This is a genomic window from Pyxidicoccus sp. M6 (assembly GCF_055568925.1).
This window is the reverse complement of record NZ_CM145714.1, coordinates 9,745,393-9,757,461: the sequence shown is the minus strand read 5'-3', so window position 1 is coordinate 9,757,461 and position 12,069 is coordinate 9,745,393. Positions and strand designations below refer to the sequence as shown.

The 12,069-nt window shown below is 69.9% G+C and carries 10 protein-coding genes; 6 read left to right on the top strand and 4 right to left on the bottom strand.

The annotated features are described in order from the left end of the window. Positions 1 to 91: 91 nt before the first annotated feature. The 3 genes from pyrH to ACVTJA_RS38240 are packed head-to-tail and all read left to right on the top strand — an operon-like array spanning position 92 to position 2,656. Positions 92 to 844 carry a UMP kinase gene (gene pyrH / locus ACVTJA_RS38250; protein ID WP_465827681.1) on the top strand — a complete coding sequence of 251 codons (753 nt, stop codon included), beginning with the start codon at positions 92 to 94 and terminating at the stop codon, positions 842 to 844. A 52-nt stretch (positions 845 to 896) separates the two neighbouring features. Then, positions 897 to 1,454, top strand: coding sequence for a ribosome recycling factor (frr, locus tag ACVTJA_RS38245; protein ID WP_465827680.1), 558 nt, complete (start codon positions 897 to 899; stop codon positions 1,452 to 1,454). Next, positions 1,454 to 2,656: a diguanylate cyclase gene (locus ACVTJA_RS38240; RefSeq protein WP_465827678.1), complete on the top strand. Its 1,203-nt coding sequence runs from the start codon at positions 1,454 to 1,456 to the stop codon at positions 2,654 to 2,656. The genes frr and ACVTJA_RS38240 overlap by 1 nt, the downstream gene beginning before the upstream one ends. On the opposite strand, the gene cyaY is transcribed toward ACVTJA_RS38240, so the two are convergent. Both cyaY and ACVTJA_RS38230 read right to left on the bottom strand, forming a co-directional pair. Continuing rightward, positions 2,644 to 2,976: an iron donor protein CyaY gene (gene cyaY, locus ACVTJA_RS38235; RefSeq protein WP_465827676.1), complete on the bottom strand. Its 333-nt coding sequence runs from the start codon at positions 2,974 to 2,976 to the stop codon at positions 2,644 to 2,646. The two genes, ACVTJA_RS38240 and cyaY, sit on opposite strands and share 13 nt — an antisense overlap. 13 nt (positions 2,977 to 2,989) lie before the next feature. Beyond that, positions 2,990 to 3,490, bottom strand: a complete 501-nt coding sequence (locus ACVTJA_RS38230; protein WP_465827675.1) for a SixA phosphatase family protein — start codon at positions 3,488 to 3,490, stop codon at positions 2,990 to 2,992. Positions 3,491 to 3,675: 185 nt separating this feature from the next. Here ACVTJA_RS38230 and ACVTJA_RS38225 point away from each other — a divergent pair, with 185 nt between their 5' ends. Then, complete coding sequence (locus tag ACVTJA_RS38225; protein ID WP_465827674.1) at positions 3,676 to 4,344, top strand: hypothetical protein; 669 nt, start codon at positions 3,676 to 3,678, stop codon at positions 4,342 to 4,344. A gap of 30 nt (positions 4,345 to 4,374) precedes the next feature. On the opposite strand, the gene ACVTJA_RS38220 is transcribed toward ACVTJA_RS38225, so the two are convergent. After that, positions 4,375 to 8,154 carry an FAD-dependent oxidoreductase gene (locus ACVTJA_RS38220; RefSeq protein ID WP_465827672.1) on the bottom strand — a complete coding sequence of 1,260 codons (3,780 nt, stop codon included), beginning with the start codon at positions 8,152 to 8,154 and terminating at the stop codon, positions 4,375 to 4,377. Positions 8,155 to 8,405: 251 nt separating this feature from the next. Between ACVTJA_RS38220 and ACVTJA_RS38215 the strand changes: the two genes are divergently transcribed. Both ACVTJA_RS38215 and ACVTJA_RS38210 read left to right on the top strand, forming a co-directional pair. Further along, positions 8,406 to 9,341, top strand: a complete 936-nt coding sequence (locus tag ACVTJA_RS38215; protein WP_465827671.1) for a class I SAM-dependent methyltransferase — start codon at positions 8,406 to 8,408, stop codon at positions 9,339 to 9,341. A 12-nt stretch (positions 9,342 to 9,353) separates the two neighbouring features. Next, on the top strand, positions 9,354 to 11,249 hold the full coding sequence (locus ACVTJA_RS38210) for a hypothetical protein (RefSeq protein ID WP_465827670.1): 1,896 nt from the start codon (positions 9,354 to 9,356) through the stop codon (positions 11,247 to 11,249). Here ACVTJA_RS38210 and ACVTJA_RS38205 read toward each other — a convergent pair. Continuing rightward, complete coding sequence (locus tag ACVTJA_RS38205; RefSeq protein WP_465827668.1) at positions 11,227 to 12,066, bottom strand: glycosyltransferase; 840 nt, start codon at positions 12,064 to 12,066, stop codon at positions 11,227 to 11,229. The genes ACVTJA_RS38210 and ACVTJA_RS38205 overlap by 23 nt on opposite strands. Positions 12,067 to 12,069: the final 3 nt, after the last annotated feature.

Below are 12,069 nucleotides of genomic sequence, written 5' to 3'. Positions count from 1 at the left end.
CGGGCCTTGAGACAGGCACCGGACGATGCAAGCCGGGCAGTTCTTCTCCAACGTTGATCACTCGCGGGACGGGGGATAGAAGCGGCCTCGCATGTCCTCCGACACGACGAGCCCTCTCCGTTACAAGCGCATCCTCCTGAAGCTCTCGGGCGAGGCCCTGATGGGCGAAGGGAAGTACGGCATCCATCCGCCCACGTTGACGGCCATCGCCGAGGAGGTCATCGAGGTGGCACAGGCCGGCGTGGAGGTGGCCCTCGTCATTGGCGGAGGCAACATCTTCCGCGGCGTGGCCGGCGCCACCGAAGGCATGGACCGCGCGAGCGCGGACTACATGGGCATGCTGGCCACCTGCATCAACTCCATGGCCATGCAGGACGCGCTGGAGAAGAAGGGCGTGCACACGCGCGTGCTGTCCGCCATCAAGATGGAGCAGATTGCCGAGCCCTACATCCGCCGACGCGCGGTGCGCCACCTGGAGAAGGGCCGCATCGTCATCTTCGCCGCGGGCACGGGCAACCCGTACTTCACCACGGACACCGCCGCCTCGCTGCGCGCCATGGAAATCAACGCGCAGGTGATTCTCAAGGCGACGAAGGTGGACGGCATCTACAGCGCGGACCCGAAGAAGGACCCCACCGCGCGCCGCTACCGGATGCTGACGTACATGGACGTGCTGCGGCAGAACCTCAACGTGATGGACTCCACCGCCATCTCGCTGTGCATGGACAACAAGCTGCCCATCATCGTGTTTGATTTGACGGTGCGTGGGAACATCCGCCGCGCGGTGCTGGGCAACGGGGAGATTGGTACGCTGGTGGGTGGAACGGAGACGGCCTGGGCTTGAGGAGCCCGGACGCTCACCGCCGGCAGGCACAGGCACTCAAGGAGAGAGTGAAATGAGTGGAGACGTCGTCGCCGAACTGAAGGGCCGCATCGACAAGACGCTCGAGGACCTGAAGCGGGAGCTCTCGAAGGTCCGCACCGGGCGCGCCAGCATCTCCATCCTGGATGGCATCCGGGTGGACTACTACGGAACGCCCACGCCGCTGTCCGGCGTGGCCAGCGTCAACGCGCCCGAGCCCCGGCTCATCACCATCAAGCCGTGGGAGAAGAGCGTCCTGAAGGAAATCGAGAAGGCGCTGCGCGAGGCGAATCTCGGCATCAACCCGATGAACGATGGCGAGATGATTCGCCTGCCCTTCCCGCCGCTCACCGAGGAGCGCCGCAAGGACATCGCGAAGCAGGTGAAGACGAAGGGTGAGGACCACAAGGTCGCCATCCGCAACATCCGCCGCGACGCCAACGAGGCGCTCAAGACGCAGCTGAAGGACAAGAAGATTACGGAAGACGACCACAAGCGCATCACCGAGACGGTGCAGAAGCAGACCGACGCGGGCATCGCCCAGGTGGACGACATCGTGAAGAAGAAGGAGAAGGAGGTCATGGAGGTCTGATGGCCTCCGTGCTCCTGGCCGAGCCCTCCGTGCCGGTGGCGGGCGCTCTGCGCCGCTACCTGGAGGGGGCCGGCCACGAGGTGTCCTCGGCGGGCAGCGCGGACGAGGCGCTGCGCGCCGCCCGGGTGCGCCCGCCCGCCGTGCTGCTGGCTTCCGGCACGGGCACGTTGGATGGCGAGGCGCTGTGCCGAGAGCTTCGCGCCCAGGGACTCTCCGTCCCGGTGCTGCTCCTGTATCCGCCCACCGAGGAGCATGCCGACGAGCGCGCCGCCGAGGCGGGTGCGGACGGCTGCCTGGTGGGGCCGCTCAAGCGCGCCAACGTGCTGACGTGCGTCGGGCTGCTGATGCAGCGCGAGGAGGCACGCGCCCGGGCGAGCGGTGCTCCCGAGGCGGGGCCCGGGGTGGTGCTCGAGGGCGAGGAGTTCCTCGCGCCAGCGGGCTCCGCGTCCGGTGAGCGCTTCGCGGAAGGCGAGGTACCGAAGGAGGAGGGCACGCCTCCAGGGGCCTCGTCGCGCATGGCGTTTGCCCTGGAGGGCTCGGGCGAGTCCGCGGACGGCCAGGCGGCGTCGGCGCGGGTGCCCGCGTCCCAGCGCGCCTCCGGCTTCGCGATTACGCCAGTGCCGGGCACGTTGACGACGCTGGAGCCCGAGGGGCGCCGCGTCACCCGCTCGGACCTTCCGGCCGTCGGGTCGTCGTCCTCTCCCGACTTCGAGTTCCTCAAGCGGCTCCTGCTGATGGAGGTGAAGCGCAGTCGGCGCTACCGCTACCCCATCGCCGTGCTCCTCGTGGAGTTGGACCGCTTCGCCGAGCGCTCCTCGGGGCTGGCCCCCGCCGCCCGCACCGCGGTGCTGGCCGAGGCGCTGGGCCTGCTGGTGGCCGGCGTGCGCGACATCGACGTGGCGGTGCCCTTCTCGGAGAGCCGCTTCGTGGTGTTCCTCCCGCATACGCCACGCTCGGGTGCCCTCGTCGTCGCCGAGCGCCTGCGCGAGCGGGTGAAGGACCTGCGCGGCCTGCAGGGCGCGAGCGCGTCCGTGGGCGTGGCCGTGTCCGAGCCGCCCGCGGGCAAGGCGCCCGCGTCCGGCGCCGGTGCCCAGGTGAGCTTCGGCAGCCTGCTGAAGGATGCGGGAGAGTCGCTGCGCCGCGCGCAGGCGGCCGGGGGTGACAGGGTGGAGGCGGCGGGCGGGAAGCCTCAGCCGGGGTAGATGAAGTCCACGCCGCTGATGTCGTGGACCACGTCCGCCACGAAGGTGAGCAGCTCCAGCCCCCGGCCCTTGTCATCCTTCCAGGTGCTGGTGGCCGTGTCGTACGTGAAGTGGATGCCCTGACCCCGGCCGGCGACCCAAATCTGCCGCACGGCGCGCTGGGTGTTGACGATGCACTTCTCGCGCGAGCGGGCGGTGAGCGTCACCATGTCGCCCGTGCTCTCGGCTTCGAGGATGTCCGGGTCGATGGCATCCGCCGCGGCGAGGACGCGCTTGAAGACGGCGGAGGCGAGCTGGTTGTAGCGGGCTTCGTCCATCATGGCCGCGCGGGCCTCACTGGATGACGTCGAGCACCTGCTGGCCGGGGGCCGCGTAGAACAGGAACTTCATCTGCGGCGCCGCCCCCTCCGCGTCCACGCGCTCCAGCGCGATGACGGTGCCCGGGTTGACGGGCTTGGGGAAGGACTGCATGCCCAGCAGGTGGGCGGCCAGCGCCCCCATGGAGGGCTGGTGTCCCACGAGCACCAGGTTCTGGTCCGCGTGCTCCGTCAGCACCGGCTCCACCGCGCCCACCGGCATGTCCGGCAACAGGCACCGGTGCACCTTGAGCAGGCCCTCGTGCCGGGTCTCGATGGAGAGGATCTGCGCCGTCTGCACCGTGCGCACCAGGGGGCTGGTCAGGATGAGGCCCACGGGGCCCATGCGCTCCGACAACGACGCGAAGTGCTGGGCGGTATTGGCGCGGGCCTTGGCGGTGAGCGCGCGCGCCTCGTCGCCGAGACCCTCGGGGATCTCCGCGTCCGCATCGCCGTGCCTAACCAGGAAAATCCTCAAAGTCCCTCCACCGCTTTCGACAGGACCGCGGTTCGTACACGAGCGCGGCCCGGTTGGTCAAAGGTAATGCGGCGATTGTTCAGTGGCCGGAACAACCCCGCCGTGACAGAGAGGGAAGGGCGCCGCCGGCCTCCGCGCAAGTGGCGGAAGTTCCCGGTCTCGCCCGCTCGTCTGGAGGAGAACGCATGCGCACCGTGCTGTCGGGACTCTTGGTACTGCTGACCTTCTCGGCTTGTAAGAAGGAGGAGGCCGCGTCCGACCCGGCACCCGGGGAAGCAGCCGAGCAGGCCGAGGGCGCCCCGGCGGCGGGGGACGTGGAGGACGGCCCCTACACCGTGACGAAGGAGAAGCTGGACGCGTACGTCAGCTACCAGCGGCGCATGCTGGAGGTGTACGGCTCGGCGCTGAAGGGGCTGCAGGGCCTGGGCGCGCTGGTGGACGCGGGCACGCCGGAGGCCATGGCGTCCGCGCGCGCGGGGCTGAAGGTGGTGGAGGCCAAGGCCAAGGCGGAGGCCGAGGCGCGCCAGCAGGCGGGGCTGGCGGAGAAGGACGTCAACGGCATCGCCGAGGTGGTGACGGCCGTCATCAGCCAGCGGCAGCTCGGCCGCACGCTCCAGTACGAGGAGGAGCTGAAGAAGCTGGAGGCGCTCCAGGCGAAGCTCCCGCCCGAGCAGCAGCAGGGGCTGGAGCCGCAGGTGGCCAACATGCGCCGCCAGGTGGAGGCCTTCGAGAAGCTGGCCGATGTGCGCCGCGACTACGGCGACGCCAACGTGGACGTGGTCCTCACGCGCGAGGAGGACTTGATGAAGAACTACCAGGAGATGCTCCGGGTCTTCACCGGCACGCGCCGGTGAAGACCTCGGGCCCTGGGGGCGGGCAGTGCCTCAGACGCGCTTGAGGTGCGGCGCCTTCTTGAGGAGCTGCGCCAGGAAGACGTCGGCCACCTTCTCCATGACGGTGTTGCCACGCAGGCGCTGGTTGAGGTTGACGAAGTCCACCTGGTCCAGCCGCTGGTCCTGGTTGTAGCAGGAGAACACCCACGTCTCCTTGCCCGTCAGCGGGTCCACGTGCCGCTGGAGGCACTGGGCGCAGATTTCCTTCATCATGCACTGCATCGGCGAGTTGATGGAGCCGATGGCCTCGTGGCCGGGCTTGAGGTGCGGCTGCAGCACGCCGTGCCGCGCCTCGGCCACCGCGCGCATCATCCGGTCCGAGCCGATGGCGATGATGCGGTCCACCTCGGACAGCGAGATGACCGGCGCCGGGCCCAGCTTGTTCTCCGCGTAGGCCAGCATCGCCTGCACCACGTTGCCCCGGAACGCGGAGTCCTGCGGACGGCGCGGGGTAATCGTGTCGCCCGTGTCCACGGACCACACAATCTGGTCCGTGCCGGCCTCAATCTCGTCCTGCTTGAACGAGTCCGTCTTCTGCCGGTACCCGGCGAAGTACACCACGCGGCAGCCGGCCGCCTTGAGCGAGCGGGCGATGGAGAAGAGCACCGCGTTGCCCAGGCCTCCGCCCACCAGCGCCACCGTCTCGTTGTGGCCGATTTCGGTGGGCGCGCCGGTGGGGCCCATCAGCACCACGGGCTCGCCGGGCTTGAGCGCGGCGCACAGGCGCGAGGACGAGCCCATCTCCAGCACGATGGTGCCCATCAGCCCCTTCTCCTTGTCCACCCACGCGCCGGTGAGGGCCAGGCCCTCCATGGTGAGGCGCATGCCATCCACCACGGGCGCGTTCCGCTCGAAGTTCTGCAGGCGGTAGAACTGGCCGGGCGAGAAGTGGCTCGCCGCGAAGGGCGCGCGCACCACGACTTCCACAATCGTCGGCGTCAGGCGGTTGACGGCGACGACGGTGGCCGAGAATGCGTCATCCAGCTTCGCGAAGTGCGCGGCGCGCTTCTCCTCGCGGCGGGCCTGCGCCACCTCGTCCGTGAAGTCGAGCGCCGCCACCTCCTTCGCGTACAGGCGCGCGACTTCCGGGTGGCCATCCTTCGCGCTGGACATGGCCTTCACCACGTTGCCCGCGTACGTCGGGTGGTTGTCGCCGTAGAACGAGATGAGGTGGCCGTCCTTCTGGTAGGACGTGAAGAAGCCCGCCTTCGCCGCCGGGTCCTCCTTGGCCTGCACGGGCTTCAGCGTGAAGCCGTCGCCGTCCTCCACCAGCTCGTGGCCCTGGAAGTACTCGCCGCGCGCGTCGAGCTGGAAGGTGCCCGGGTACTCCTTCTCGTACGTGACGTTGGGGGACGTGCCGGCGGCGACGCACACCGTGCGCGCGGGCAGCTCGAAGAACTGGCCGCTGCCCTTCAGCTTGCCGTCCACCGTCACCATGCGCTCGAAGCGCAGCGCGCGCACCGCGCCGGACGCGTCCGCAAGCGCCTCCACCGGGCTCATGCGCTCGATGAAGCGGATGCCCTCCTCCAGCGCCTTCGTCACCTCCTCGTGGTTGAGGCGGTAGGCGGGGGACTCCGTGAGGCCGCGGCGGTAGACGAGGCTCACGCCGCCCCAGCCACGCACCAGCTTGATGAAGTCCGGGTTGCGGCCCTCGGCCCTGGCCTTCTCTCGCTCGGCGCGCACCGCGCGGCCGTGCTCCAGGAAGGTCTGGTAGGTGGCGCGCTCCTCCGCGTCGAGGCGGGCCAGCACGGCCTCCTCGCCCAGCTCCGCCACCAGCTTCTCGTGGCGGGCGAGCGTCTTCTCCACCTGCACCGGGTAGTACGCCATCAGCTCGGTGGCGGTGTCGATGCCGGTGAGGCCGCCGCCGATGACGATGGCGGGCAGCTGCACCTGGAGGTTGGCCAGCGAGTCCTTCTTGAAGGCGCCGGTGAGCTGCAGCGCCATGAGGAAGTCGCTCGCCTTGCGGATGCCCCGGATGAGGTTGTTCTTCATCCCGATGATGGTGGGGCGGCCCGCGCCGGCGGCGATGGCGATGTGGTCGAAGCCCAGCGCCCACGCGTCGTCAATCGTCAGCGTGCCACCGAAGCGCACGCCGCCGAAGATGCGGAAGCCCTCGCGCCGCGCGAGCGTGAGGTGGATGAGCGTGAGGAAGTTCTTGTCCCAGCGCACGGTGATTCCGTACTCGGACACGCCGCCGAAGCCCTCCAGCACGCGCTCGTCCAGCTCGCTGGTGAGGGCGTTCCAGTCGCGGATGGGCTTCATGGCGCGGCCGTTGCGGCCCACCAGCTCATCCGGGAAGGGCTCAATCTTGAGGCCGTCCACGCCGGTGACGCCGAAGCCCTCGTTGAGCAGGTAGTGGGACAGCGTGTAGCCGGCGGGGCCCAGGCCCACCACCAGCACGTTGCGGCCCACGTAGGGCAGGGCGTACGGACGGCGCACGTTGAGCGGGTTCCACCGCGTGAGCAGGCCGTAGATTTCGAAGCCCCAGGGCAGGGCGAGCACGTCCGTGAGGGTGGCCGTCTCCGCCAGCGGGATGTTCACCGGCTCCTGCTTCTGGAAGATGCAGGCCTTCATGCAGTCGTTGCAGATGCGGTGGCCGGTGCCCGGGCACATCGGGTTGTCCAGCGTCACCATGGCCAGCGCGGCCACGGAGTTGCCCTCGCGCTTGAGCAGGTGCGCCTCGGAGATGCGCTCGTCGAGCGGGCACCCGTTGAGCGGAATGCCCAGCGGGTTCTTCTTGTAGCTGTGCCCCTCCGCCACCGGGTCCTTCGCGGGGAAGCCCTTGGAGCACGAGTCCTTCGAGCGCTCGTGGCAGATGACGCAGTAGTCCACCTCGTTCATCACGTCGCGCGAGGTGCCGCGGCGGTCCGTGAGCTTGAAGCCGTCGCGGTGGCGCAGGTGGTGCTCGTCGCCCTCCGTCGCCTCGGGCAGCTCCGGGTCCGGACGCTTGAGCTGGACGAGCTGGTCGAACACCAGCGGCTTCGGAATCCGGTGCGTGGGCCAGGCGTGGAAGAGCTCCTTCGTCTCCGGGTGCAGGGCGCGCGCGTACGTCCAGCGGTCCGCCAGCGACAGGAGCGCGCGCACGGCCACGAGCTCCGCGGCGTCGTCGCCGTGGGTGACGAGGCTGGAGCCGAAGGCGTCACGGCCCTCCTGCGTGGACACCAACGTCTCGCGCAGCGCGGCCCAGCGGGCGCGCAGGGCCTCCGCGCGCGGCTGCAGGTCCGCGGGCAGGCTGCCGGCGAACAGGCGCTCCAGGTCCATCAGCGTGAGGACGGACTCGGCGAGGCCGCGCTCCAAATCGCCCGTGGCCAGCGCCTCCGGGAAGCCGAGCTGCATGAGCAGCCGCATGCGCGCGTCCAGCGAGGGGAACTCGGCCAGCGAGGGGCGGTCCGCAGCGCCCTTCTTGAAAACGCGGCGGGTGATGAACTCGCGCTTGAAGTCGAAGAGGGGCAGCTCGCCCTTCAGGCCGCCTGCGAGACGCTCCAGCTCCCCCTCGATGCGGAAGAGCTTCGCGACGAAGCGCGACACGTGGCGCGACACGCGGATGAGCAGGTCCGACTCGGCGGGGCCCGAGACGCTCGTGCCCCCGGACTTCCGGTACGCGTCGTAGGCCTGGAAGAGCTCGGGCTCTTCCTCTGCGAGCTGCGCGTCGAAGCGCTCCAGGAGCCGGCGCAGGCCGCGCGGACGGTAGAGGTCCTCGAAGGCGAAGCCCGGCAGGCCCAGGGTGAGGGGGGGAGCGGAGTCGGAGGGCAGGTCGGTCAATGCGCGCATATCACTGAAGGTGTGAGAGAAACCTGGGGGAACGGCTCCCGGGCGGGGCCTATTTCGCGGTGAGCCGCCCGGAAAGCAAGCGGGCTCAGCACTGCGTGTGATGGCCTGAGATGGGAGCGATTGGCCCGGCTTCGGTTGTAACGCGTCAGGACGGCCAAGGCACCCCGCCTCGCGTCATGAAGGCAGGGAGGCGCGGGGCACCCACCTGCCGTGTTGTGAGTGCTCGCTCGCAGGGCTACGGTGCGCCGTCCATGAAGGAACGCGCCCACCGCCGTCACGGGGAACCCCACCTCGCCCCGGTGCCCGACGCCTGCTACCTGTGCAAGGGCGGCCGGTTGCGGCTGAGGTTCCCCGCCCGCGGCGGCACGGCGCCCGAGGGGGCGGCGGCCTACAACTGCACCTCCTTCGGTCACCGGAGTCACCCGCCCATCTGGGAGTGCGAGGACTGCGGGATGCTCTTCCAGTGGCCCATGCGCTCGGCGCAGGAACTGCTCGCGGCGTACCAGGGGGTGGAAGACCCGCTCTACGTGGCGGAGAAGGAGAACCGCTACCACACGTTCCGCAGGGTGGTGCGCGCGCTGGGGCCGCCGCTGGGACGGACGCTGCTCGATGTGGGCGCCTACTGCGGCTACTTCCTGGACGTGGCTCGCGAGGCGGGCTTCCGCCCGGAGGGGCTGGAGCTGTCGCGCTGGGCGGCGGGGCACGCGCGCTCGCTGGGCTTCACGGTGCACGGCGTGCCGCTGGCGGAGCTGGTGGCGCGGGGCGCGCAGTACGACGTGGTGACGCTGTGGGACGTGGTGGAGCACTTCGCGGACCCGCGCACGGAGCTGGAGTCGGCGTTCCGGCTGGTGCGCCCCGGTGGCCGCATCTACCTGTCCACCATCGACGTGGGGAGCCTCGTGGCCCGGCTGCTCGGGGCGCAGTGGCCGTGGTTGATGGACATGCACCTGTTCTACTTCGGCCGCTCCACGCTCGCGACGCTGCTGGAGGAGGTGGGCTTCCGCGTGAAGGACACGCGGACGTACACGCACATCATCTCCGCGGACTACCTGCTGCGGAAGGTAGGTGCGAGCTTCCGTCCGGCGGCGCCGGTGCTGGAGTTGGCGCGGCGCGTGGTGCCGGGGGCGTGGGCCATTCCGTTCAACCTGGGCGACAACATGCTGATGGCCGCAGAGCGGCCGGTCTGACTGCCACCGTCTATGTCCTCTCTCCCGCGGCGGGTGCTCCATCCGCTGGTGCTGCTGGCGTCCTCGCTGCTGTCCGCGTTCCACACCTGGCCGCTGCTGGCGAACCTGCGGGGCCATGTCGCGGGCGGGCGCGAGGACGTGGTGATGAACATGTGGCACCTCTGGTGGATGCGCCAGGCGGTGACGGAGCTGCGCAACCCGTTCTTCGCGCCGATGCTGCACTGGCCGCTGGGGGCGGAGCTGTACTGGCACACGCTGTCGCCCGCGAAGACGCTGTGGGGCGTGGTGCTGCTGCCCTTCATGGACGTGGAGACGGCGTACAACCTCGTCCTCTTCGGCACCTTCGTGGTGACGGGCTACACGACGTGGCTGCTGCTGGACTACCTCCTGCGGCGCGCGGGCTTCGAGCCGAACCTCGCGGCGGTGGCGGCGCTGGCGGGTGCGTGCGTGTTCAACTTCTCGCGCTACCACCTCAGCCACGCGCTCGCGCACCTCAACCTGTCCGCGCTGGAGGGCATCCCCCTCTATCTGTACTTCTTCCTGCGGTGGCTGGACGAAGGGAAGCGCAAGTGGCTCGTGGGCGTGGCGCTGGCCGCGCTCTACACGTTGCTGTGTGACTATTACTACCTGCTCTACATCGCGCTCTTCTCGTTCCTCTGGGTGGTGGCGGAGCGCTGGCGCCGGGGGCCCTTGCTGTCGCTGGACACGCTGAGGGACGCGGGCATGCGCAGGGCCGGCATGGCCGCGCTGGCGGCGGGCCTGGCGTGCGTGCCGCCGGTGGTGCCGCTGCTGTTGCATGCCTTCCCCGCGCCGCTCGCCATCCACCACGGGGACTCGGACTACTTCACGGACCTGTATGCCTTCTTCGTTCCGGACTCGCTGTCGGGCTGGACGGAGTCGATGCCGGCGTGGATGCGGGAATTCGCGACGGGGGTCGTGCGCGAGAAGATGTCGACCAACGCGGAGGAGGCGGGCACCTTCCTCGGGTGGCTGACGCCGCTGCTCGCCGTCTTCGCGCTCTGGCGCGGCGTGCCCGAGGGACGGAGGTGGGCGGGGTTGGGCCTGGGCTTCGCGGTGTTGTCCATGGGCACCGTGCTCAATATCCACCTCGTGGACAAGCTGTCCCCGGCGGTGCTGCTGGTGGCCGCGACGGTGGTGGTGGGGTGGTCGCCGGTGTGGCGCGGGCGCCCGTGGAAACGGGACGTGGTGGCGCTGTTGGCGGTGTGCTCGCTGCTGGCGCTGTACACGCCGCTCACCGCCTTCGACCAGCCGCTGCTGGTGCAGATTCCCATGCCGTACGTGGTCTTCAAGCACGTGGTGCCGCTCTTCTCCCGTGGCGGCATGCCGGTGCGCTTCGAGCTCCTCACCACGCTGTCGTTGGGCGTCCTTGTCGCCTTCGCGGCGGCGCACCTGGGGCGCATGGCGTCCGCGTCCGGGCGCGGCGTGGCGGCGGGGCTGGGGGTAGCGCTGGCCGTGGCCGTGGTGCCGAACGTGGAGTACCTCGGCAAGCCGGTGCCCATGCCGCAGTTGCCGAGGCTGCCGCCCATCTTCGATGAGATTCGCGACGCACCCCTGCCCGCGGCCGTCTTCACGGACAACGTGCTGGGGCAGTGGGAGCAGCTCTACCACCACAAGCCAATCTCCTTCGCGCGCCTGTCACGCCTGCCGGTGCGCGAGGCGGAGATGCTGGAGCTGCGCATCTTCCGCGCGCTGGAGGGGCTGTATGGCGTGGCGGGGACGGTGACGCCCGAGGAGCGCGAGCAGATGCGGCGCTTCCTCAAGGACAATCACTATCGCTGGTACGTCTCGCACTTCTTCCACCCCATGCGGCACCGCTTCGTGGTGGAGGAGCTGGGCGGCCAGCTGGCGTACGAGGACAACTTCGTCAGCGTGTACCGCTTCCCGTGATGCCGGCGGGCAGGGCCTCGTGCTCCGGGCGCGGAGCGGGGGCGGGGAGGGCCAGTCGGTCCAGACGGCGCCGGAGCCGCAGGAGGCCCCAGAACATTCGCAGCCCGTCCAGGCCGGGGATGACCTTGGAGCCGCCGAAGTCCTCCCAGTCGATGGGCACTTCGAGGGCTCGGGCGCCCTGGCGCTTGAGGAGCGCGAGCAGCTCGATGTCCAGCAGCCAGCGCTCCTCGCGGAGCACGTCGAGCAGCGGGCGCAGCAGGGTGGCGCGGATGAGCTTCACGCCGCACTGTGTGTCGTAGAAGCGCAGGCGGAAGTTGGTGTCCGTCAGCGTGGCGAAGACGCGCCCCTGCAGGTGACGGTGGAGGTTTCGCACCACGCGGCGGCCGGCCATGAGGATGCGCGAGCCGGCAATCACGTCCGTGTCCTGGCCGGCGGCGGAGGCGGACAGCTCCACGAGGCGGTGCAGTTCCTCGGCGCTGATGGCGCCGTCCGCGTCCACGAAGGCGAGCCAGGTGGAGTGGGGGGAAGCACCGCGCCAGCCCAGCCGGATGGCCGAGCCCTTGCCCTGGTTGCGGGGGGCGGCGACGTAGGTGAAGCGGTGGGCCGAGCCCTTCGCGGCGAGTCGGGACTGGGCCTCCTCGACACAGGCCCGCTGGAGCGTGGCGTGGTCGGGGCGGCTGCCGTCGTCGACGACGATGAACTCCACGGGCGGAGCGGGGCGCTCCTGGAAGACGCGCGTGAGCTCTCCCACGAAGCGGGGCAGGCGCTGACCCTCATTGTAGGCGGGGATGACCACGCTGATGAAAGACTCGTCCACGCG